This window comes from Pseudomonas lutea (assembly GCF_000759445.1).
GTDB lineage: Bacteria > Pseudomonadota > Gammaproteobacteria > Pseudomonadales > Pseudomonadaceae > Aquipseudomonas > Aquipseudomonas lutea.
On the sequence record NZ_JRMB01000002.1, the window covers coordinates 1,604,785 to 1,625,768 of the forward strand.

The 20,984-nt window shown below is 58.1% G+C and carries 22 protein-coding genes and 1 other RNA gene; 10 read left to right on the top strand and 13 right to left on the bottom strand.

From position 1 onward, the window contains the following. Positions 1–213: 213 nt before the first annotated feature. From LT42_RS19280 to LT42_RS19295, 4 genes are all read right to left on the bottom strand, one after another. The gene (locus LT42_RS19280) at positions 214–1,434 is read right to left on the bottom strand and encodes a 2-octaprenyl-3-methyl-6-methoxy-1,4-benzoquinol hydroxylase (RefSeq protein WP_037016493.1); all 1,221 of its coding nucleotides are present in this window, start codon (positions 1,432–1,434) and stop codon (positions 214–216) included. A gap of 49 nt (positions 1,435–1,483) precedes the next feature. Further along, a complete protein-coding gene (ubiH, locus tag LT42_RS19285) occupies positions 1,484–2,671 on the bottom strand; it encodes a 2-octaprenyl-6-methoxyphenyl hydroxylase (protein WP_037016496.1) in 1,188 nt (395 codons plus the stop codon). After that, positions 2,668–4,002 carry a Xaa-Pro aminopeptidase gene (gene pepP, locus LT42_RS19290; RefSeq protein ID WP_037016498.1) on the bottom strand — a complete coding sequence of 445 codons (1,335 nt, stop codon included), beginning with the start codon at positions 4,000–4,002 and terminating at the stop codon, positions 2,668–2,670. The genes ubiH and pepP overlap by 4 nt, the downstream gene beginning before the upstream one ends. Positions 4,003–4,083: 81 nt before the next feature. After that, positions 4,084–4,635 carry a YecA/YgfB family protein gene (locus LT42_RS19295; protein ID WP_037016500.1) on the bottom strand — a complete coding sequence of 184 codons (552 nt, stop codon included), beginning with the start codon at positions 4,633–4,635 and terminating at the stop codon, positions 4,084–4,086. Positions 4,636–4,784: 149 nt separating this feature from the next. Here LT42_RS19295 and LT42_RS19300 point away from each other — a divergent pair, with 149 nt between their 5' ends. From LT42_RS19300 to LT42_RS19310, 4 genes are all read left to right on the top strand, one after another. Further along, positions 4,785–4,994: a TIGR02449 family protein gene (locus LT42_RS19300; RefSeq protein ID WP_037016503.1), complete on the top strand. Its 210-nt coding sequence runs from the start codon at positions 4,785–4,787 to the stop codon at positions 4,992–4,994. Then, positions 4,991–5,314, top strand: coding sequence for a cell division protein ZapA (locus tag LT42_RS19305; RefSeq protein ID WP_037016504.1), 324 nt, complete (start codon positions 4,991–4,993; stop codon positions 5,312–5,314). Before LT42_RS19300 ends, LT42_RS19305 begins: the two co-directional genes overlap by 4 nt. A gap of 31 nt (positions 5,315–5,345) precedes the next feature. Next, positions 5,346–5,524, top strand: a non-coding RNA gene (gene ssrS / locus LT42_RS25000) — 6S RNA. 101 nt (positions 5,525–5,625) lie between these two features. Then, positions 5,626–6,252, top strand: coding sequence for a 5-formyltetrahydrofolate cyclo-ligase (locus LT42_RS19310; RefSeq protein WP_037016507.1), 627 nt, complete (start codon positions 5,626–5,628; stop codon positions 6,250–6,252). A 64-nt stretch (positions 6,253–6,316) separates the two neighbouring features. Here LT42_RS19310 and LT42_RS25790 read toward each other — a convergent pair whose 3' ends face one another. Beyond that, entirely contained in the window at positions 6,317–6,463 is a 147-nt protein-coding gene (locus LT42_RS25790; RefSeq protein ID WP_152597700.1) for a hypothetical protein, read from the bottom strand. Between the two features lie 192 nt (positions 6,464–6,655). Here LT42_RS25790 and LT42_RS19315 point away from each other — a divergent pair, with 192 nt between their 5' ends. Beyond that, positions 6,656–7,111 (top strand): EVE domain-containing protein, encoded by a 456-nt coding sequence (locus LT42_RS19315; protein WP_037016509.1) that lies wholly within the window; start codon positions 6,656–6,658, stop codon positions 7,109–7,111. A 24-nt stretch (positions 7,112–7,135) separates the two neighbouring features. Here LT42_RS19315 and LT42_RS19320 read toward each other — a convergent pair whose 3' ends face one another. Continuing rightward, positions 7,136–7,546: a flagellar basal body-associated protein FliL gene (locus LT42_RS19320; RefSeq protein WP_037016511.1), complete on the bottom strand. Its 411-nt coding sequence runs from the start codon at positions 7,544–7,546 to the stop codon at positions 7,136–7,138. Positions 7,547–7,681: 135 nt separating this feature from the next. Between LT42_RS19320 and LT42_RS19325 the strand changes: the two genes are divergently transcribed. The 3 genes from LT42_RS19325 to glpT all read left to right on the top strand — a co-directional run bounded on the left by LT42_RS19325 (position 7,682) and on the right by glpT (position 11,538). Continuing rightward, complete coding sequence (locus LT42_RS19325; protein ID WP_037016513.1) at positions 7,682–8,659, top strand: NADPH:quinone oxidoreductase family protein; 978 nt, start codon at positions 7,682–7,684, stop codon at positions 8,657–8,659. A 348-nt stretch (positions 8,660–9,007) separates the two neighbouring features. Continuing rightward, positions 9,008–9,979, top strand: a complete 972-nt coding sequence (locus tag LT42_RS19330) for a glycosyltransferase family 2 protein (protein WP_037016515.1) — start codon at positions 9,008–9,010, stop codon at positions 9,977–9,979. 209 nt (positions 9,980–10,188) lie between these two features. Then, positions 10,189–11,538, top strand: a complete 1,350-nt coding sequence (gene glpT / locus LT42_RS19335; RefSeq protein ID WP_037016518.1) for a glycerol-3-phosphate transporter — start codon at positions 10,189–10,191, stop codon at positions 11,536–11,538. 120 nt (positions 11,539–11,658) lie between these two features. Here glpT and LT42_RS19340 read toward each other — a convergent pair whose 3' ends face one another. Next, positions 11,659–12,288: a gamma-glutamylcyclotransferase gene (locus tag LT42_RS19340; RefSeq protein ID WP_276209556.1), complete on the bottom strand. Its 630-nt coding sequence runs from the start codon at positions 12,286–12,288 to the stop codon at positions 11,659–11,661. Here LT42_RS19340 and LT42_RS26295 point away from each other — a divergent pair. Then, the gene (locus LT42_RS26295) at positions 12,214–12,444 is read left to right on the top strand and encodes a hypothetical protein (RefSeq protein WP_276209559.1); all 231 of its coding nucleotides are present in this window, start codon (positions 12,214–12,216) and stop codon (positions 12,442–12,444) included. The two genes, LT42_RS19340 and LT42_RS26295, sit on opposite strands and share 75 nt — an antisense overlap. 89 nt (positions 12,445–12,533) lie before the next feature. On the opposite strand, the gene LT42_RS19345 is transcribed toward LT42_RS26295, so the two are convergent. The 6 genes from LT42_RS19345 to LT42_RS19370 all read right to left on the bottom strand — a co-directional run bounded on the left by LT42_RS19345 (position 12,534) and on the right by LT42_RS19370 (position 19,930). Beyond that, positions 12,534–13,502: a CDP-6-deoxy-delta-3,4-glucoseen reductase gene (locus tag LT42_RS19345; protein ID WP_037016522.1), complete on the bottom strand. Its 969-nt coding sequence runs from the start codon at positions 13,500–13,502 to the stop codon at positions 12,534–12,536. Next, positions 13,502–14,968 (bottom strand): 4-hydroxy-3-polyprenylbenzoate decarboxylase, encoded by a 1,467-nt coding sequence (ubiD, locus tag LT42_RS19350; protein WP_037016525.1) that lies wholly within the window; start codon positions 14,966–14,968, stop codon positions 13,502–13,504. Before ubiD ends, LT42_RS19345 begins: the two co-directional genes overlap by 1 nt. 77 nt (positions 14,969–15,045) lie before the next feature. Further along, on the bottom strand, positions 15,046–16,998 hold the full coding sequence (locus LT42_RS19355; RefSeq protein ID WP_037016527.1) for an acyltransferase family protein: 1,953 nt from the start codon (positions 16,996–16,998) through the stop codon (positions 15,046–15,048). 286 nt (positions 16,999–17,284) lie between these two features. Further along, complete coding sequence (gene rho, locus LT42_RS19360) at positions 17,285–18,544, bottom strand: transcription termination factor Rho (protein ID WP_037016529.1); 1,260 nt, start codon at positions 18,542–18,544, stop codon at positions 17,285–17,287. Between the two features lie 228 nt (positions 18,545–18,772). Further along, positions 18,773–19,102 (bottom strand): thioredoxin TrxA, encoded by a 330-nt coding sequence (trxA, locus tag LT42_RS19365; protein WP_037016532.1) that lies wholly within the window; start codon positions 19,100–19,102, stop codon positions 18,773–18,775. Between the two features lie 123 nt (positions 19,103–19,225). After that, positions 19,226–19,930, bottom strand: a complete 705-nt coding sequence (locus tag LT42_RS19370) for a FadR/GntR family transcriptional regulator (protein ID WP_037016533.1) — start codon at positions 19,928–19,930, stop codon at positions 19,226–19,228. A 265-nt stretch (positions 19,931–20,195) separates the two neighbouring features. Between LT42_RS19370 and LT42_RS19375 the strand changes: the two genes are divergently transcribed. Next, a complete protein-coding gene (locus LT42_RS19375; RefSeq protein ID WP_037016535.1) occupies positions 20,196–20,981 on the top strand; it encodes a transporter substrate-binding domain-containing protein in 786 nt (261 codons plus the stop codon). Positions 20,982–20,984 lie beyond the last annotated feature (3 nt).

Sequence of the window (20,984 nt, forward strand, 5' to 3'; positions counted from 1 at the left end):
CTACCTTCTCAACCGGTGTCAGTGTGGAGGCGTTACTGGATGTTGCGGAGTGAAAGAAGTGCTGCAACCAGATTCACAGAATATGGAGGCTGCTCTAGTGGGACCGGCTTTAGCCGGGATAGGCCAGCCGAAACGCCATCAGATTCGCAGCATGCGCCTTCCCGGCTAAAGCCGGTCCCACGGTGAGCTGCGTTTACAGAAAGGGTTGTGGTTTCAGAGCTTTGCCAAGTTGGGGAGATCCCCGGTCAGACCCAAGGCCTGGCGCACGAACAATGCCTTTGCCTCCGCCGAGCGGTCGACCATCTTCAGCCCCGCATTGCGCAGCAGACGAACCGGCAGCGCGTCAGCCTGGAACAGCCTTTCAAAGCCCTCCATTGCGGCCATCAACGCGAGGTTATGCGGCATACGTCGACGTTCGTAACGACTCAGTACCCGCTCATCGGCCAGCCGCTGGCCCCTCTCGACTGCGCCGCGCAATACTTCGGCGAGCACTGCGGCGTCCAGAAAACCCAGGTTGACCCCCTGCCCGGCCAGGGGATGGATGGTGTGCGCGGCATCGCCGATCAGTGCAAGGCCCTCGGCCACGTAACGTTTGGCATGGCGCTGACGCAAAGGGACGCAAAGCCTCGGGTCGACAGAGATGACCTTTCCGAGACGACCTTCGAACGCAGTTTCCAGCTCCCGGCAGAAGCGTTCGTCGTCGAGCTTCATCAATCGCTCTGATTGCTCCGGCGTCACGGACCACACGATGGAACACCAATGCTCGCCCTCACGGTCGAGTGGCAAGAAAGCCAGCGGTCCGTCGTCGGTAAAACGCTGCCACGCCGTTTTGTGGTGGGATTCAGCGGTGCGCACGCTGGTGACAATGGCGTGATGCAGGTAGTCCCACTCACGCGTGGCTGTGCCGGTCATGCGCCGCACAGTGGAGTTCGCGCCATCGGCCGCGACCACCAGCGGCGAGCGCAACAGGCGGCCATCGGAAAGCGTCAGAAGCCAGTCATCACCGGACCGCCGCATCTGCTCCAGACGCGCATCGGCCAACAAGCCGATGCTGCTCTGCTGCAGGCGCTCGACCAGCGCGTCTTGCACCACGCGATTTTCGACAATATGCCCAAGGACCTCAGCGTGAACACTGGAAGCGGAAAAATGCACCTTGCCCGTGCCGCTGCCATCCCACACGTGCATATCGCCATAAGGGCTGACTCGGCGCGCAAGAATCCCTTCCCAGACACCCAGCCGCTCAAGAATGCGCTGACTGGCGATCGACAGGACGCTGACCCGCGCTTCAAAGGGAGCGTCGGCCACGAACGGTTTAACGGTCAGAGGCCCGCCGTCCACCACAACGATGTTCAGGCCGCTGTCTCGCAACGCCAATGCGAGCGCGCTTCCTACCATCCCGGCCCCGATAATCAGCAGATCTGCGCGCGTTTCCATGCTTTAAATCGTTCTCGGCAGTGGCGAAAGCCACAAGTGAATGGAGTGTTCAGACATCAGTGCGCGTTCCAAGGCCCATCGCCTGGCGAGCGAACCAGCTCTTGGCCGAAGGCAGCAAATCCAGACCAAGCAGGCCCAGGTTGCGTCCGGTGGTCAGCAGATACTGCTGGCTGCTGAACAACCGCGTCACCTGATCAGAGAAACCAATGGTCATTTGTTGATCAGCACGCTGGCGCTCACGGTAGGCCTGCAACGTCGACAGGTCACCCATGGGCGCCTCGCTGGCCAGCAGCGCTTCGGCGAGGGAAGCGGCATCGCGCAGCGACAGGTTAAAGCCCTGCCCCGCGATAGGATGCAGGCTGTGGGCTGCGTTCCCCAGCACCACCAGATGCGAGCGAATCTGTTCTTCAGCTTCGATGAGTGCCAACGGATAGCTGTGGCGTGCCCCCACTTGCTTAAGCGTACCCAAGCGGTAGCCGAATACAGCTTGCAGCTCGCTGAGGAAACTTTGATCGTCCAGCGCCATTAGTCGTTGCACGTCATCGCCGGTGCGTGTCCAGACCAGTGCGCAGCGGTTGTCCGGTAGCGGTAAAAAAGCCATCGGGCCATCTTGGGTGAAGCGCTCAAAAGCCTGGCCACCGTGCGCGTCACCTGGCGTGACGTTCGCAATCAGTGCGCTCTGGTCGTAAGGGGTATTGCGCACGGTAATGCCCAGCTGCTCGCGCAGGCCGGAGCGGCCACCGTCAGCAAGCACCGCCAGGTCGCAGTCGAGCTGGCTTTCATCGTTCAGGGTGAGCCGGTAACCGTCGGGCAGCGCCTGCATATGGGTCACTTCGGCCGGCACGCGCCAGCTAATCACGTCCCGGTCCAGCGCCTGCCACAGGCACTGCCCCAGCCAGGCGTTTTCCACCACGTAACCCAGAGCCGGCACGTCTTCCTGCATGGAAGACAAATGCGCCGCGCCGAACCGGCCTTTGTCGGAAACGTGAATTTTGAGGATGGGCTCGGCGCGGCGGCTAATGTGCTGCCACAAACCCAGGCGCTCGTAAATCTGCCGCGCGCCAAACGAGAGTGCGGATGAGCGTGCGTCGTAACTGGGTTGATACGTGTCGCCGGGCGCAAATGGCTCGATCAGGACAATCTTCCAGCCCCGCGCCTTCGCTCCAGCCTGTAGCGCCAATGCCAGGCTCGCGCCAACCAGCCCGCCACCTACGATGGCCAGGTTGAAGCGGCTCATGCGGCCTGGATTCGCGCAGCGGCCATCAGGGCCTCGATCTCGGGGACGGTTTTGGGTACATCGCCTGTCAGGATTTCACAGCCTTTTTTGGTGACCAAGACGTCGTCCTCGATTCGCACTCCGATCCCGCGCCATTTTTTGGCGACGGTTTGGTTGTCCGGTGCTACGTAAATGCCGGGCTCCACAGTCAGCGCCATGCCAGGTTCCAGTACGCGCCATTCGCCGCCGACCCGATATTCACCCACGTCGTGTACATCCATGCCCAGCCAGTGCCCGGCACGGTGCATGTAGAAAGCTTTGTACGCTTCGGCGGCAATCAGTTCATCCACAGATCCCCGCAGCAGCCCGAGATCCACCAGCCCTTCGGTAATTACCCGGACGGTGGCCTCGTGCGCCTGATTCCAGTGATTACCGGGCTTGATGGCAGCAAAAGCGGCTTCCTGCGACCTCAGCACCACTTCGTAAATCGCCTTTTGTTCGTCGGTGAATTTGCCGCTGACCGGGAACGTGCGTGTGATGTCGCTGGCGTAGCAATCTATTTCGCAGCCCGCATCGATCAGCACCAGGTCGCCGTCTTTGAGCGGCGCGTCGTTTTCCTGGTAGTGCAGGATGCACGCGTTGCGCCCGGAGGCGACGATTGAGCCATAAGCCGGCATCTTCGCCCCGCCCTTGCGGAACTCGTAATCAAGCTCCGCTTCAAGACTGAACTCATAGAGCCCGGCGCGACTGGCCTGCATGGCCCGCACGTGCGCTCGTGCAGAGATTTGCGCTGCCTCGCGCATAACCTTCACTTCGGCAGCCGACTTGTACAGGCGCATGTCGTGAAGCAGGTGATCAAGCGCAACGAACTCTTTTGGCGGCTGCGCGCCCAGGTGCGCCTTGGAGCGAATGACGTTGATCCACTCCATGACGTGCCGGTCAAACTCGGGATTGCTCCCCATGGACGAATAGACCCGATCACGGCCCTCAATGAGGCCCGGCAAGATGTCGTCTATGTCGGTAATGGGAAAGGCATCGTCGGCGCCGTAGTCCCGCGTTGCGCCGTCTTGCCCTGCCCTAAGGCCGTCCCACAGCTCACGCTCGGGGTTGCGCTCGCGGCAGAACAGAACGTACTCACCGTACTCACGGCCGGGGATCAACACGATCACCGCTTCGGGCTCGGGGAAGCCGCTCAGGTACTGAAAATCGCTGTCCTGCCGGTACACATGCTCCACGTCCCGATTACGAATGGCCACCGCCGCAGCAGGCAGAATAGCGATGCTGTTGGGCTCCATCTGCTCCATCAACGCCTTGCGGCGCCGGGCATATTCGGCTTTCGGGATACGAATCATGGGCAAGTGCGGTTCTCCGGGGTGAGCGCTTCGGTCAACGACGCGCAACGCCAGGCTGACCGAAGCGACGATGACGCGCAGTCAGTGCAAAGACGGCTTGGCTTCGGCTTCAGCCTTTTTGTTGAACTCGGTGAACAGCAACAACGGCGCGATGCGCAGGTATTCCATCACTTCCATGTAGTCGCTCTCGCCGTCTTCCGACTCTTCAAGGGCGTCCTGGATCTGCGCGATGGCTGCCAGATCCTGAAGCACCTCGGCGGCCTCTGCGCTCAGCGGCTGGCCACCGACGCGTGCAAAACCGTTGAGGAAGCCCTGGCACCACTGGGCCATGGCCACGACGCGGTTAGCCAGAGGTTCGTCGTCACCGGGCAGTAGCAGCACGACAGTCATGTCGTCACCGGTGAGTTCGTTTTTTACCATTTCCTGGAGACCGATCAGGGCCTGGCGGACATTGCCCTCAGGCTCTGTTTCCAGCAGCAGCAAAGCGTCGGCGACCCACTCGTCTGCATCGAAGCCTGCGCCGGCACAACTGCGCCCCAGCAACAGGCCTTGCAATTCGGCGGGAGAAACGTGATGGCCGCTGCTGGTGAGCAGCGCGGCGAAGCCGTTGTACGGGGAATTCTGAATAGGCATGGGCAACTAGGCGCCAAGCGGCGCAATGTCTAGAATGAAGGCCTTGTATCGTAGCACCGGCAGACGCGCCCAAGCTATCAGGCGATGTCCGGGGCGAATCCAGACGCCAGCGCATGCGCCACTCATCAGAAAATAATCAGTGGAAAACAATGGAAGACAACGACCTGCAAGCGCTGATGGCCCGACTGGAGCTATTGATCAATCGTGTCGAGCAACTAAAAAGTCAAAACGGACTCCTATTAGCTCAGGAAAAATCCTGGCGCGAGGAACGCGCTCAACTCATTGAAAAAAACGAAATCGCCCGGCAAAAGGTCGAGTCCATGATTTCGCGCCTCAAGGCCCTGGAGCAAGACTCATGAGTAATGGCAACAGCATCACCGTGCAAATCCTCGACAAAGAATACTCAATCATCTGCCCCCAGGAGGAGCGCACCAATCTGGTGAGCGCTGCACGCTATCTGGACGGCAAGATGCGCGAAATTCGCAGCAGCGGCAAAGTCATCGGCGCCGACCGTATCGCGGTGATGGCCGCACTGAACATTACCCACGATCTTTTGCACAAGCAGGAAGTGCCGCCAGTTCAGGTGGCCGCAGATGGGTCGACCCGCGAGCAGGTTCGCGACTTGCTGGATCGTGTGGATCTGGTCCTTGCCACGGATTCGGATAAAGCGCAAGGCTGATTGTTTGGACATGATTCGGTATACTTGCGACCGCTCCCTGGAGTGCTTGCCAGTCGGTCATGTCCCTGAGCCGATACGCACAACCACGGGGGTTGCACGTTGGGGTTGGTGTGCATGTCCGCTCGACGGAAAGCCTTAAAACCTCCTGCAATCTCCACCTTGAACTTTCGGGTTCAAGGGCTACACCGACAGCGGTTCGTCGGGGAGTCTCGAATCCAGTACCCATCGCCAGACGCCCCGTCTGGCGGTGGTCATCGTGAATCTTTCTGATTACACGACATCACCCTTCAAAGCCTGATGGACCCGCCAGCATGACCTCCTCCGGCGCCGCTTCCCTCCCAGACCCTTCAAACCTTTCCCGACCACAATTACGCCGTCTGCTGCGACAAAATCGCCGCGCGCTCAGCCGCGCAGAACAGCGACGGGCGGCGCAGGCGTTGTACCGACAACTCGCGCAAAACCCGCTTTTTCGCCGTGCCCGCCATGTTTCCCTGTACCTTCCGATGGACGGTGAAATCGATCCTCGCCTGCTGCTGCGCGAAGCACAGAAGCGCGGCAAGACCACGTATTTGCCGGTACTCAGCGCCTGGCCGCGGACGAAAATGGTGTTTCAGCGCGTGCGGCGTGGCGAGAAGTTCAAGCCGAACCGGTTCCGAATCCCCGAGCCGCGTATCAATCCCGGGTCACAGCGCAAAATCTGGGCGCTGGACCTGGTCCTGATGCCGTTGGTGGGCTTCGATGTCGACGGAGGACGGCTTGGCATGGGAGGCGGCTTCTACGACCGCAGCCTGGCGTATCTGGCGCGCCGCAAAGCGTGGCGCAAGCCGATGCTGCTGGGCATGGCCCACGAGTGTCAGAAAACCGGGAAGCTGGCGGTTGCCAGTTGGGATGTTCCGTTGAATGGAACGGTGACAGACAAGCGATGGTATCTGGCGTAAAGCGGATTTTTAGTCTGTAAGCGCGCATCCCTCAGAGATGACAGACGCGCGCAAACGAAATGGCTCAGCGACGAAGCGGCTGTTGCTGCTGTGTGATTTCGACCGGCGCGTCAGCCTTGGCGGCCCATAAGCTTTGCGCGTACCCCGTGGTGACGATGCCCAAGCCGAACAAAATAGCCAAAACCCACAGTACATCCGGCTTGCGTCGCATTTATCGCCCCTTTGTAACGAATCAGAATCTGACATCGATAACGTTTGGATAAGGCTGCCAGACAGTGCAGCCCTTAAAATGCCGGCATTCTGCGGCAACATGACGCAACACGCAAATACTGGCGCCAGCCGACTGTCGGTTTGTCATCAAAGCGTAGGACAACTTTCCCAACCCTTCTCAGGAACCTCAAAGATGGCCTACTGGCTGATGAAATCCGAGCCCGACGAGCTCTCGATCCACGACCTGAAAAAACTCGGCCAGACCCGTTGGGACGGGGTGCGCAACTATCAAGCCCGTAATTTCCTGCGCGAAATGACGGTAGGTGACCAATTCTTCTTTTACCACTCCAGCTGCCCTGAGCCAGGCATCGCAGGCATCGGCGAGATCGTCAACACTGCGTATCCCGACCCCACTGCGCTGGACGAAAAAAGCGCTTACTTCGACGCAAAAGCCACGGAGCCCAAAAATCCCTGGAGCGCTCTGGATGTGGCGTTCATTGAAGCCTTTCCGAAAGTCCTGGGCCTTGGATTCCTGAAACAACAACCCGCGCTGGAGCAGCTGCCACTGGTGCAAAAAGGCAGCCGCTTGTCCGTGATGCCGGTCACACCCGAGCAATGGAGCGCCGTGCTGGGGTTGCGCCGAGCTTAAAGCAGCGCGCTTTGAAGACCCGGATTACTGCGCGATAAAGTTGTTGAACAGCAGATCATCCACCACAGGCTTGCCAGTCTCCTGAGTCAGCACCTGTTGAGTCTGCTTCAGCGCTTCCTGACGCAGCTTCTCTTTGGCGTCGACGTTGCCCATGCTGTCGACGGTCTGCTGAGTGAACAGCGCAACCAGTTGGTTACGAATCAGCGGCTCGTTCTGCTTCACCAGCTTCTGAGCCTCAGCGCCCGTCACGCGCAGCGCAACGTCGGCTTTATAGACATGCAATTTTGGGTTGCCATCCAATGCGTAGTTACCTACGAAAGGTGGCGTCAGTGCCACATAGGACACCTTGTTCGGGTCCTCCTTCTCGCCACCCTCTTCGGCCAGCGCCACAACAGGCATCGACAAGGCCATCAACATCAGAATCCACGCTTTCACAGTCCACTCCTCAATCCGTTTCGCCGCATGGCTTGTTCAAGCTTATGCAGACCTATCAGGCCGGGGCATGCTCATTGACCCCACAACCTCGCTACCTGTACTTATCGGCCATCACCGAAAAAGGAATAGCCCTCGATGAAAGCCGTGCTCTGTAAAGCCTTCGGTCCCGCAGCAGATCTGGTACTGGAAGATATCCCCAGCCCGCAGCCGAAGAAAAACGAGATTCTTCTGGACGTGCACGCCGCCGGCGTCAACTTCCCGGACACGCTCATCATTGAGGGCAAGTACCAGTTCAAACCGCCATTTCCTTTCTCTCCGGGAGGAGAGGCTGCCGGCATCGTGACGGCAGTTGGGGAAAAAGTCAGCCATGTACGCGTTGGCGACCGGGTGATGGCGTTGACAGGCTGGGGTAGCTTTGCAGAGCAGATCGCGGTTGCCGGGTACAACGTGCTGCCAATTCCCGAGACGATGGACTTCACTACCGCCGCCGCATTCAGCATGACCTACGGAACATCCATGCATGCCCTCAAGCAGCGCGCCAATCTGCAGGCTGGCGAAACCCTCCTGGTGCTCGGCGCTTCCGGGGGCGTCGGCCTCGCTGCTGTCGAGATTGGCAAAGCCATGGGTGCTCGCGTGATCGCCGCCGCCAGCAGCGCAGAGAAGCTCGCGGTTGCCAAGAACGCAGGCGCGGACGAGCTTATCAATTACAGCGAAACCAGCCTTAAGGATGAACTTAAACGCCTGACCAATGGAAACGGCGTCGATGTGATTTATGACCCCGTCGGCGGTGATCTCTTCGATCAAGCCGTGCGCGGCATTGCCTGGAACGGTCGTCTGTTGGTCGTTGGCTTCGCCAGCGGGCGCATTCCCGAACTGCCAGTCAATCTAGCGCTATTGAAAGGCGCTTCGGTGGTGGGCGTGTTTTGGGGCTCGTTCGCACAGCGCCAGCCACAAGACAATGCAGCGAATTTTCAGCAGCTGTTCGCCTGGTACGGCGAGGGCAAGTTGAAGCCTTTGGTGTCGAAGGTTTATCCGCTTGAACAGGCGGGTGAAGCGATTGATTCGCTGGCGCAGAGGAAGGCTGTGGGCAAGGTGGTGGTTGGGGTTAGGTGACGGGTTGAGCGGACGCGGACCTGTCGAAGAACGATGGGTTTGGTACGTGAAATTTTAGGCTAGCTCCCGTTCGACACCTCAAACATTGAAAGTACGCGTCCCATTGTCTGTGATAGACGACGGGGAATTTTTCAACCCTGACACCTCAGCCCATGCCCCCTAAATGCGCGTAGGACCCCTCCTAAAGTCTCGCCCTCGCAAAAAGAGCACGCGACGAAGTTTGATGTGTTCCGTATATTTCACCGTCTATCCATGCGGGTGAAATGCGATGGGATCTCCGTGGGTTGCCCAGGAGCGTCTTCGTCATAAAGGTCACCCCCGACAGAACACAATTCAGAAGTTGGCTCGATGGTTCCCAAGATCTCGGTGATTCTGCCCACGTATAACGTAGAGGCCTACATTTCAGAAACATTAAGCTCGCTTTTCAACCAGCCCGTCCCCCTATTTGAAGTCATCGTCCTTAACGATGGCTGCACCGACGGTACGCTTGAGGTGATCAGAGAGCATTTCGGCAATCGCCATGAGCTCAGAATCGTAAGCCAGGATAATCAAGGCGTCGGCGAGGCCCGCCATCATGGCTTATCAGTGGCAACGGGTGAGTACGTGTTCTTCTGCGATCCAGATGACGTAATCGATCCGGGCTTGTTTGCTGAGTTCGCTGCGCGATATGAAGCGGACCCCTCCCTTGAGCTGTTCTATTTCTCGAAACGCTCGTTCACCGAGGGTTCTAATGGGCGCAGCTTCAATCGCCGTAAGACAGCGGCATCTCGTGAAGGCTGGTTTGACTCCGGAGGCGCACTGCTCCAAGACCTGATCCTGTCCGAGAAATACCATGCGGCCATGTGGCAGTACGTATTTCGCAAATCTGTATGTGACCGTTTCAAGGTTCAGCTACAAGGCAGAGCACATGAGGACCATGCTTTCAGCATGTGCATTTACCTCCATAGTCAGCGAACGTATGCCACGTCGGCCGACTACTACTTCTATCGTGAACGAACCGGTTCCCTTACACAGAGCCAGAAAACCCTAAGCTACGTAATGGGAAGTTACGAAGCCTATCGCAATGCCCTCGCCGAGCTCAAAAAGCACGTCAGGACCTTGGATATGGGCTCTGCAGTTGCGCTTAAATTCATAGAGCGTAATGTCAGCGCGCTCATCAACAAATGCGTTAAACAGCAGGTGAAATTGCCGCACGGTCTGACGATGCAGACTTGGCAAGATGCTCACGACTGCAGAGTGGGCCTGCACCTTCGCCTACCAGTTCTGCTACCACATGCGCTGTATTTGATTCGTCGCGCCCGCGCCTTACTCAAGCGTTGAAGAAAGTCTGCACGCGTTACGCGCCAAGTCAGGGTTAAGAACCCCAGGCGACGTAGAGCCGCGCCCATTGATCGCTTGGACGGGCCACAGCGCAACGAATGCACCATGTTCGGTTTCACCCTTTTTATCCGATGAGAAGCCTTCCTGTTTTCTGTAACGAAAATGTAATATTCGGATTCGCATAACAATATAAAAAAAGGGGTGTTCCGATGTTTGCCTTTTTCAGACCCGCCGCGCATCAGGCTCCACTGCCTGAGGAGCACGTCGACAAAACTTACCGTCGCCTGCGCTGGCAGATTTTCGCAGGTATCTTCTTTGGCTACGCCGGCTACTACCTGCTGCGCAAAAACTTTTCTCTGGCCATGCCTTACCTCATCGATGAGGGCTACAGCCGCGGCCAGCTCGGGGTGGCCATCTCCGCCATCGCTATTGCGTACGGCTTGTCGAAGTTTCTGATGGGGCTGGTGTCGGACCGCTCTAATCCGCGCTATTTCCTGCCGTTCGGGCTGGTTATTTCCGCGCTGGTGATGTTCGTTTTCGGTTTCGCACCTTGGGCGACGTCCAGCGTGACGATCATGTTCATTCTGCTGTTCATCAATGGCTGGGCCCAGGGCATGGGCTGGCCGCCGAGTGGGCGCACGATGGTGCACTGGTGGTCGCAGAAGGAACGCGGCGGCGTGGTCTCGGTGTGGAACGTGGCGCACAACGTCGGCGGCGGTCTGATCGGTCCGCTGTTCCTGCTCGGGCTGGGCTGGACCAACGACTGGCACGCGGCGTTTTACGTACCCGCTGCCGTTGCCCTGTTCGTCGCGCTGTTCGCCTTCATCACCATGCGCGACACGCCGCAGTCCGTCGGTTTGCCGCCGATTGAGGAATACAAGAACGACTACCCCGAAGGCTACGATGCGAGCCATGAGGAAGAATTCACCGCCAAGGAAATCTTCGTCAAATACGTACTGCGCAACAAAATGCTTTGGTACATCGCACTTGCCAACGTCTTTGTGTACCTGCTGCGTTACGGCGTACTGGACTGGGCGCCTACTTATCTGAAAGAGGCCAAGCACTTTGACGTCGACAAGACATCCTGGGCGTACTTCTTCTACGAGTGGGCGGGGATTCCGGGCACGCTTCTGTGCGGCTGGATGTCGGATAAGGTCTTTCGTGGTAACCGTGGCCTGACGGGCATCGTGTTCATGGCGTTGGTAACCGTTGCGACAGTGGTCTACTGGCTCAACCCGCCTGGCAATCCCACCGTCGACATGATCGCGCTGGTCTCGATCGGCTTCTTGATCTACGGCCCGGTCATGCTGGTCGGCTTGCAGGCGCTTGAGCTGGCACCTAAAAAAGCGGCAGGTACAGCGGCCGGCTTCACGGGGCTGTTTGGCTATCTCGGAGGCTCGGTCGCGGCCAGTGCGCTGATGGGCTACACCGTTGACCATTTTGGCTGGGACGGCGGTTTCGTGCTGCTGGTCGGCGCGTGCATTCTGGCGATGCTGTTTCTTGCGCCGACGCTGTGGCACAAGCAGGTAGCCAGTCAGTCACGGGAAGAACGCGCGTAAGTAGCGCTGGCGGGTGAAGCACAGGGGCGCGTTTGCCCGCGATGCGATGGGCCAGCTGACAAGGTGGCGTTAATGAAATCGCATCGCGGGCAAGCGCCTTCCTACAGCGATCCCAAACGGCTAGACAGCCAGCAACGCCGGCCTGCACCGTTTGAATCGTGCCTCCAGGCTCAAGTCAGGCATGGCATGTGTGCGCAATGCACGGATGGTCTGCTCGACGTAGTCCCACGTGCTGCCGTATCGCCCGCTGGCGCTGGCCAGGACTTGGGTGAGTACACTGTCGGGCAGATTCCCCGCATAACTGGGCAAGTGGCGCTCCAGCACGAATCCCAACGCCTGCACCTTAGTGCCGTCTTCTAGCCGGCAATTGAGCCAGTGCGGACGATAGGAAGGGAATGGCATTTCTCTCTGCCACAGGGCGAGCAGTGACTCGTCAATGTCCTCTTCAGGCAAACGGTACGCGAAGCCACTGCAGGAGCCGCCACGGTCCAAACCGAATACCAGCCCAGGCTGCTCGGGTGTGCCGCGATGCTCATGGGACCAGAGATAAAGCCCGCGATGATAGCCATGTACTCGGCCTCGTTGGCGTTCCACAGCGTTGCACTCAGGTCGCCAAATCAAAGATCCATATGCGAACAACCAGATCGGTCCGCCCTTGTGGCGGCTCATCGTGGCATGGATGGAAGCGAGGAGCTGTTCGCGGGTCAGTTTCGGCCCAAGATCGATAACTGGCGGGTAGGCCAACCCCAAGCCGTCGTGGACGGCCTCGGCCAGGATATTGATTTGATTCCCCATCTGGTTCCCCCCACTGGCAAGACTGACGCCAGTGCAACGCTGAACACTTATGAAACGGGTCTGGCAACAACGAATGAACAATCAGACGGCATTGCAGGCATGAGACCATGAGACTCGGTCCCTGACGTGCTGGTCACGTCAGAGAAACCGCTATCTGACAGACAGGCATGCAATCCTCTGTCCACTTTTGGCTATAAGACTTAAGGCCTCGGCGCGTAGGCGAAGACATCCGCCCGCATCTGGTGCGCATCCATTCCCGCGAGCACAAGCGCGTCCAGCGTCGAATAGACCATGGCCGGAGAGCCGCTGGCGTAGACATGAAGCGACTTCAAATCGCTGAAGTCCTCGCAGACCGCCTCATGCAGCATTCCGCAGCGACCTTCCCAACCGCACAGATCGCTGACGATTTTGTGCAGAAAAAGGTTAGGCAGCGTCTGCCATTCATCCCAATGCTTGAGCTGGTAAAAATCTTCCGGGCGGCGCATTCCCCAATACACATGTACCGGGTGCGCAAAGCCCTTCGAGCGGCAATGTTCGATGAGGCTGTGCATCTGCCCCATGCCGGTGCCTGCTGCGATTAAAACCAGCGGGCCGTCCGGCAACTCGCCCAAGTGGGTATCACCGAAAGGCAACTCGACGTGCGCCATGCCATCACGCTGCAGCTGCTTGATCAGATTTTGCGCACTCGCCTCACGGGCCAGCACATGAATTTCGAGATCTCGCCCGCTTTCCGGCGCAGAAGCTATGGAGAAGGCTGACTTTTCACCGTCGTCCCGATTGATCATCAGGTACTGACCCGCGTGATAGCGCGGCGGCTTGCCCGCAGGTGCGCGAAGCATCACCCGCCAGACATCACCGCCCACCTCAACGCATTCGCTGACCTGACATGCGTACTTGCGCACCGGCAACTCGCCGAGCGGCAACACACTGTCCCACAGCACCACGCAGTCTTCCTGAGGCACTGCAAGACAGGTAAAGATTTCGCCATGGCTGCGAAGCTCTCCGGCCTGCTCGACGCTGCCTTCAACCAGCAGCGCTGAGCAGATATGGCAGTTGCCGTTACGGCAGCTCTGGGGGCGTTCGTAGCCCAGACGTTGGGCGGCGTCGAGAATCCGCTCACCTGGCAATGTTTCAATGACTGCGCCCGATGGCTGCAAGGTTACACGCATCAATCAATTCCCAGCTGTGTCCAGAGTTCATCGATCCGGCGGGTCACTGCTTCATCCTTGACGATGGCACGACCCCATTCACGGGTGGTTTCGCCAGGCCATTTATGGGTGGCGTCGAGCCCCATCTTCGAGCCCAGCCCAGAGACCGGCGAGGCGAAGTCGAGATAGTCGATTGGCGTATTGTCGATCATCACCGTATCGCGCTTGGGGTCCATGCGCGTGGTGATCGCCCAGATGACGTCGTTCCAGTCACGAGCATTGATGTCGTCGTCAGTGACGATAACGAACTTGGTGTACATGAACTGTCGCAGAAACGACCAAACGCCCAGCATCACGCGCTTGGCATGGCCGGGGTACTGCTTTTTGATCGTCACCACCGCCATGCGGTACGAACATCCTTCCGGCGGCAGGTAGAAGTCGACAATCTCCGGAAACTGCTTTTGCAGGATCGGCACGAACACTTCGTTCAGCGCAACGCCCAGAATGGCAGGCTCGTCAGGCGGCCGGCCGGTGTAAGTGCTGTGATAGATCGGCTTGATGCGGTGTGTGATGCGCTCGACCGTGAAGACCGGAAAGCTGTCGACCTCGTTGTAATAGCCGGTGTGGTCGCCGTACGGCCCCTCATCCGCCATCTCGCCGGGATGAATCACACCCTCCAGCACAATTTCCGCGCTGGCCGGGACTTGCAGGTTATTGCCACGGCATTTGATCAACTCGGTGCGATTGCCTCGCAGCAGACCGGCGAATGCGTATTCAGACAGGCTGTCAGGTACAGGTGTCACCGCCCCGAGAATGGTTGCCGGATCAGCGCCCAGTGCCACAGAGACAGGAAACGGCTCGCCCGGGTGCTTATCGCACCATTCCTTGAAATCCAGCGCACCACCGCGATGGCTGAGCCAACGCATGATCACCTTGTTGCGGCCGATCACCTGCTGCCGATAGATGCCGAGATTCTGCCGTTCCTTGTTAGGTCCGCGCGTGACCGTCAGGCCCCACGTGATCAACGGGCCTACGTCGCCGGGCCAACAGGTCTGCACAGGCAGCATGCCGAGGTCCACATCGTCGCCCTCGATCACGATCTCCTGACAAGGCGCATCCTTTACGACCTTGGGCGCCATGGCGATGACTTTTCTGAAGATAGGCAACTTGGACCAGGCGTCCTTCAAGCCCTTGGGTGGCTCAGGCTCTTTCAAAAAAGCCAGGAGCTTGCCGATTTCGCGCAGCTCGGAAACTGACTCGGCACCCATGCCCATCGCCACCCGCTCGGGCGTGCCGAACAGGTTGCCGAGCACCGGGATATCGAAACCTGTGGGTTTTTCGAACAGCAGTGCCGGGCCCTTGCTACGCAGGGTCCGGTCGCAGATTTCGGTCATTTCCAGCACTGGGGAAATGGGTACCTGAATGCGTTTCAACTCTCCGCGCTGCTCAAGCTGCTGCACGAAATCCCGTAAATCCTTGAATTTCATCGACCCGGCCACTCATTAAATAGATGCACATCCTACCTGCTCTGACCGCGAAACATCTTGATCGGCGGGCAGGTTGATCAATTTTCCACTCTATTGCGCAGTACCGGCTCAAATAGCGGAGCGAGACGGGCGCCACCAGTATCCGACAAATGCCCGTCGTCCCTGTAGCGTGCTTGCCCACCAACTTCGATATTGCAGGTCTCGGTACCACACATCATTGGTGTCGGGTCGATGATGTGGACGCCAGGATCAGCCTCACTCATGGAATCAAAAAGATCATTAACATAGCGCTCGTGAGCGAGATGCTCATCAAGGGGGCGACCTAACGCAGCAGATGTACGGCCGATGCGACTGAGACTAATCAAACGATCGACAGATCCTTTGCGTTGTTGCGGCACTTCCTTGAGAAGCCAGACCTCAGCGCCAGCACCTCTTATCGCTGCAACTCGCGTTCTAATTGCCGCAGCCATACGAACTTCCGCCTGGCTGCGGTCATCCTTAGGATCGAGCAACATATTTTTGTTACCGTCCTCGCGCACGTACATATAAAGAGTCCAGCTCGATGCGAGCACCACATCTTTGATGTGCAAAAGGCGAATCTGATCCATGGTCCTGTTATTGAAATCCCTGCACTTCTTGCGGGGCTGCTCGCTGACTATCGGCGGGCAGGCACTCATACTGTAAAGCCAGACAGGCTCACCTGCTTGTGCTGCTGCAATCTGAAGGCCAGGCATCAACGCGGCCGCATGACTGTCACCCCACACCATCCGAGATGGCGAAATACCTGGCTTTTCACCGAGGAGGCAGGCCCTGTCGAGCAGTTTGTCAGAGGTGACCAGCATGCAATTCAGCTGGCCCGCACGCCACAAGCGGGCCTTTGCATAAGCCTGCGACTCCCCGGTTAAGCGTTGCGGAAAACCGTCGGCCGAACGTATGACAGAACCCGATATCCCCAAGACCCCCATTGCCAGTAATCCGGCTACAAGCATGGGCTTCTGCCCAGCGATCAATCGCTTTTCACGGAACGGCAACTCGACGAACCGCAAGCTTAACCACGCGATCCCGAGGGACAAGAGAATCCAACCTGCTGCTTCCAAAGGCTGAATGCCGTCGCTTGATATTGCGTTGGCGTAAACATAGACCGGCCAATGCCAGAGATAGAGGGAATACGATAGCAGGCCAATCCATACCAATACCCGGGCGCCAAGTAATTGCCCAACCCAAGTAGGGCCTTGAGCGCCAGACCAAATAAGCGCGGCAGCACCAAGCACCGGCATCGTGGCAGCCCAGCCAGGAAACGGCGTGTTCCGATCAAAGGTGAAAATCGCCATTAATATCGTAATCAGCCCGGCAATTCCCAACGCCTGATATTGCCAGGGCCGCACACGCTTAGAGCCGGGCAAGACTGCGAGCATTGCACCACACAACATTTCCCATGCGCGGGTGGGCAGCGAGAAAAACGCTACTTCAGATTTATGCGCGCTATAGAAAATATTCAGGGCGAAAGACACAAGCAATACTGAGAACAAAATCCAGCGCCAGTGTCGAAGATGGCGCATTAGCAGCGCGATCAAGAAAGGAAAAACAACGTAATACTGCTCTTCAACGGCCAGTGACCAAGTATGAAGCAGCGGGTTCAGCTCAGACGCAGGCTGAAAGTACCCATCTTGCCGCATGAACAGCATGTTTGAGATGAACATCGACTGATAACGAACGGCTCTGCCCAGCTTGGAGAAGTCCTTGTCCGTCAGTAGCAGCCAGCCTAGAGCCAAAGTAGCCAATAACACCACGCTCAGCGCCGGCAGAATACGCCGTGCCCGCCTCGCCCAAAAATCTACGAAACTGAAGCGCCCAGCGCTGATCTCGCGATAGAGGATTCCGGTGATCAGAAAGCCGGAAATAACGAAAAAGACATCAACACCGACGAAGCCGCCGCTGAACGGGCTGATACCGAAATGAAAGAGTACAACCGGAATAACGGCCAGCGCCCGCAATCCGTCAATGTCACGGCGGCTGCCGAAAGTGTGCATAACGTCCCTTACTGCTTGAGAGAGATCCGATTCTATCCACAGGCGCTGACATCCCGGCACGACGCAACACCTCCAGTCAGACACAAGACTCTTCCAAGAACGTGTCCGATCAACTGCTTGTTGGCCAAGGACCGACCTGACGCCTGCCACGACAGGCCTGTGCCTGTAGACGCGCGACAGTTTACAGCAGCCCACGTACCAATCCAGATACAAATCATTCGCGCGGATTGTGGCGCAAAAAAAAGGCGCCTTTTTCAAGGCGCCCTCTCTTGGACAAACGCAGGTGTTACTTGCGCTTCATCGACAGGAAGAACTCATCGTTGGTCTTGGTCTGTTTCAGCTTGTCGATCAAGAATTCGATGGCAGCCACTTCATCCATCGGATGCAGCAGCTTGCGCAAAATCCACATGCGCTGCAGCTCGTCATCGGCGGTCAGCAACTCTTCGCGGCGCGTGCCGGAGCGGTTGATGTTGATGGCCGGGAAGACGCGCTTCTCGGCGATCTTGCGATCCAGAGGCAGCTCCATGTTGCCGGTGCCTTTGAATTCCTCGTAGATCACTTCGTCCATCTTCGAGCCGGTTTCAACCAGCGCGGTGGCGATGATAGTCAGCGAGCCGCCCTCTTCGATGTTTCGAGCCGCACCGAAGAAACGCTTTGGCTTCTCGAGGGCGTGAGCGTCGACACCACCGGTCAGGACCTTGCCGGAGCTTGGAATGACGGTGTTGTAGGCGCGAGCCAGGCGGGTGATGGAATCGAGAAGGATGACCACGTCTTTTTTGTGCTCAACCAGGCGCTTGGCCTTTTCGATCACCATTTCGGCGACCTGCACGTGACGGGTGGGTGGCTCGTCAAAGGTGGAGGCGACCACTTCGCCGCGCACGGTGCGCTGCATTTCGGTCACTTCCTCCGGACGCTCATCGATCAGCAGAACGATCAGATGGACTTCGGGATTGTTGCGGGTGATGTTCGACGCGATGTTCTGCAGCATGATGGTCTTGCCCGCTTTGGGCGGAGCAACGATCAGGCCACGCTGGCCTTTGCCGATCGGAGCACACAGATCGATCACGCGACCGGTAAGGTCTTCGGTGGAACCGTTACCGGCTTCCATCTTCATGCGAATGGTCGGGAACAGCGGTGTCAGGTTTTCAAACAGAATCTTGTTCTTCGCGTTTTCTGGACGGTCGAAGTTAATGGTGTCGACCTTGAGCAGTGCGAAGTAACGCTCGCCTTCCTTCGGTGGACGGATCTTGCCGACAATGGTGTCGCCCGTGCGAAGGTTGAATCGGCGGATCTGGCTGGGCGAGACGTAAATATCGTCTGGGCCGGCGAGGTAGGAGGCGTCTGCAGAACGAAGGAAGCCGAAGCCATCCTGGAGGATCTCCAGCACGCCGTCACCCGAGATTTCCTCGCCGCTTTTAGCGTGCTTCTTCAGCAGGGAGAAAATTACGTCCTGCTTGCGCGAACGGGCCATATTTTCTATGCCCATCTGTTCGGCCATTTCGAGCAGATCGGTAATAGGCTTTTGCTTGAGTTCAGTCAGGTTCATATAGGAATGACGTAATCATGTATGGAGGGGGAAATTAAGCTTTTGGCTTAATGAGGCCGCGCCGCAGAGAAGGCGACAGGATCGCGTGCAAATCGAAAGGAGAGCGTCGGCGACGGCTAGCAGGGGGCAACGGAGAAGCCGTTGCGGGGCCGAATGTACCACTTGATTTTCCGAGCGTCTAGTACGACGCCTGAAAAAAACCCCGCGATTTGCGGGGCTATATCGTCATCAGATGTTGGCGTCGAGGAACGCTTGCAACTGAGACTTGGACAGTGCGCCAACCTTGGTCGCGGCGACTTCACCGTTCTTGAACAGCATCAGGGTCGGGATACCACGGACGCCGTGCTTGGCGGGGGTTTCCTGGTTTTCGTCGATGTTCAGTTTAGCGATGGTCAGCTTGCCATCGTAGTGGGTAGCGAGGTCATCCAGAACCGGTGCAATCATCTTGCACGGGCCACACCATTCAGCCCAGTAATCCACCAGTACCGGGCCGGTAGCCTTCAGGACATCGGCGTCGAAGCTCGCGTCGCTGACGTGTTTGATCAGGTCGTTACTCATGAGATTTCTCCGAGGTCATAGGCAAAAAAACGTGGGCCATCATAACTGTGTCACGCGGTGACAGGAAGACGAGGCTCATTGTCTCTAGCTATGACTCGGCATTACCGCCTTAATTGCACCGGGTTATGCAGTGGGTGCGACGAAGACAATGCCGGTGCGCAACGCCGCGCCTCGGATATGCTCCTGCATGGCTTTCTGTGCCGGGCCAGAGGCGTTTCTCGCCAGCGCCCGGAGGATCTTGCGATGCTCTTGCCAGGTTTCCATCGCCCTGCCCGCGCGGATGAAGGGCAGCTTCTGGCTCTCCAGAAAGATATCGGCGCTGCGGGTCACGATGCCCAGAATGGCCTGATTTCCACTCGCGACCAGGATGCGCCGATGGAAATCAAAATCCAGCCGGGCCGCACTGTCAAAATCTCCAGCCTTGAGTTCAAGGCGCATGGATTCGACATTGTCTTCCAGCACATCGCGGTCGTCGGCGGTTAGCGTTACCGCAGCCAGGCCTGCCGCAAAACCCTCAAGCGCATAACGCAGCTGAAAGGTCTCCGTCGGCGAGGCCTGCGCTGCATATGGCCAGGAGAATCCACCCGTGCTCCTTTGTGGTTCGCGAACCGCCTGCACGAAGACCCCTTTGCCGGGCTGCACACTGACCAGACCCAACGCGCTCAGCGATGACAACGCCTCACGCAATGAGGCGCGACTGACGCCCAGACGGATTGCCAGATCTCGCTGCGACGGCAGGCTATCGCCGGGACCATAGCCCTGCTCGGCGATCAATTTTCGGATCGCCATAAAGGCGGCTTCAGGCACTGCTACAGGGCTTGGATGCATGGCGATCAGTCAGCGTAAACCGTAGGAAAAAACCCTTGTAGCGCCATCGCACTCATCCCGCAAGTCACGCCCAAGCAAGGGGCGCCGGGCATTGCGAGCGCGCCAAAGGGGGGCGGCTATCGAGGCGTACTGTTCAGACCAGTTAGACCGGATCACGCCTTGACGCCGCATTCCACGGTGATAAGCGAACCGCTGGCATGAGCTGTGCAATGAAGCTCGGACTCACCCGGGCTTCGCCTGCACATTGATTGATCGGAGACATCATATGACCAAGCGTTACAGCGCCCTGCTCGCCGCCTTGTTTGCCAGCCTGATGCTCGGCCAGGCCCCCGCTCATGCGAATGGTCTGGATGATGTAACCACCCGCGGCACCCTGAAAGTCGCTGTGCCACAGGATTTCCCGCCGTTCGGCTCGGTGGGACCTGACATGAAACCGCGAGGTCTGGACATCGATACGGCGCAACTCATCGCCGACCAGCTGAAAGTCAAACTGGAGCTGACGCCGGTCAACAGCACCAACCGCATTCCGTATCTCACCACCGGCAAGGTTGATCTGGTGATTTCCAGCCTGGGCAAGAACCCGGACCGCGAAAAGGTCATCGATTTTTCCCGCGCCTACGCCCCCTTTTACCTCGCCGTATTTGGTCCGCCCGAAGCTGCAATCAAAAGCGTGGACGACCTGAAAGGTAAAACCATCAGCGTGACCCGCGGCGCCATCGAGGACATCGAGCTAACAGCCGTCGCCCCGAAAGAAACCACAATCAAACGCTTCGAGGACAACAACTCCACCATCGCGGCCTATCTGGCCAAGCAGACTGATCTCATTGCCAGTGGCAACGTGGTCATGGTCGCCATCAGCGAGAAGAACCCAAAGCGCATCCCTGAGCTGAAGGTCAAGCTCAAGGATTCCCCCGTGTATGTAGGCGTCAACAAAGGCCAGCCGGAGCTGCTTGCCAAAGTGAACGAGATTCTTGAAGCAGCGAAGAAAGACGGCGCTCTGGAGAAAAACGCGCAGACCTGGCTCAAGCAGCCATTGCCTGCCGATCTCTGATCA

Bases quoted from the DNA above. Each gene is read 5' to 3' on its own strand.
- LT42_RS19280 (WP_037016493.1), bottom strand. From the start codon at position 1,434: ATGGAAACGCGCGCAGATCTGCTGATTATCGGGGCCGGGATGGTAGGA.
- ubiH (WP_037016496.1), bottom strand. From the start codon at position 2,671: ATGAGCCGCTTCAACCTGGCCATCGTAGGTGGCGGGCTGGTTGGCGCG.
- pepP (WP_037016498.1), bottom strand. From the start codon at position 4,002: ATGATTCGTATCCCGAAAGCCGAATATGCCCGGCGCCGCAAGGCGTTG.
- LT42_RS19295 (WP_037016500.1), bottom strand. From the start codon at position 4,635: ATGCCTATTCAGAATTCCCCGTACAACGGCTTCGCCGCGCTGCTCACC.
- LT42_RS19300 (WP_037016503.1), top strand. From the start codon at position 4,785: ATGGAAGACAACGACCTGCAAGCGCTGATGGCCCGACTGGAGCTATTG.
- LT42_RS19305 (WP_037016504.1), top strand. From the start codon at position 4,991: ATGAGTAATGGCAACAGCATCACCGTGCAAATCCTCGACAAAGAATAC.
- LT42_RS19310 (WP_037016507.1), top strand. From the start codon at position 5,626: ATGACCTCCTCCGGCGCCGCTTCCCTCCCAGACCCTTCAAACCTTTCC.
- LT42_RS25790 (WP_152597700.1), bottom strand. From the start codon at position 6,463: ATGCGACGCAAGCCGGATGTACTGTGGGTTTTGGCTATTTTGTTCGGC.
- LT42_RS19315 (WP_037016509.1), top strand. From the start codon at position 6,656: ATGGCCTACTGGCTGATGAAATCCGAGCCCGACGAGCTCTCGATCCAC.
- LT42_RS19325 (WP_037016513.1), top strand. From the start codon at position 7,682: ATGAAAGCCGTGCTCTGTAAAGCCTTCGGTCCCGCAGCAGATCTGGTA.
- LT42_RS19330 (WP_037016515.1), top strand. From the start codon at position 9,008: ATGGTTCCCAAGATCTCGGTGATTCTGCCCACGTATAACGTAGAGGCC.
- glpT (WP_037016518.1), top strand. From the start codon at position 10,189: ATGTTTGCCTTTTTCAGACCCGCCGCGCATCAGGCTCCACTGCCTGAG.
- LT42_RS26295 (WP_276209559.1), top strand. From the start codon at position 12,214: ATGGATGGAAGCGAGGAGCTGTTCGCGGGTCAGTTTCGGCCCAAGATC.
- LT42_RS19345 (WP_037016522.1), bottom strand. From the start codon at position 13,502: ATGCGTGTAACCTTGCAGCCATCGGGCGCAGTCATTGAAACATTGCCA.
- ubiD (WP_037016525.1), bottom strand. From the start codon at position 14,968: ATGAAATTCAAGGATTTACGGGATTTCGTGCAGCAGCTTGAGCAGCGC.
- LT42_RS19355 (WP_037016527.1), bottom strand. From the start codon at position 16,998: ATGCACACTTTCGGCAGCCGCCGTGACATTGACGGATTGCGGGCGCTG.
- rho (WP_037016529.1), bottom strand. From the start codon at position 18,544: ATGAACCTGACTGAACTCAAGCAAAAGCCTATTACCGATCTGCTCGAA.
- trxA (WP_037016532.1), bottom strand. From the start codon at position 19,102: ATGAGTAACGACCTGATCAAACACGTCAGCGACGCGAGCTTCGACGCC.
- LT42_RS19370 (WP_037016533.1), bottom strand. From the start codon at position 19,930: ATGCATCCAAGCCCTGTAGCAGTGCCTGAAGCCGCCTTTATGGCGATC.
- LT42_RS19375 (WP_037016535.1), top strand. From the start codon at position 20,196: ATGACCAAGCGTTACAGCGCCCTGCTCGCCGCCTTGTTTGCCAGCCTG.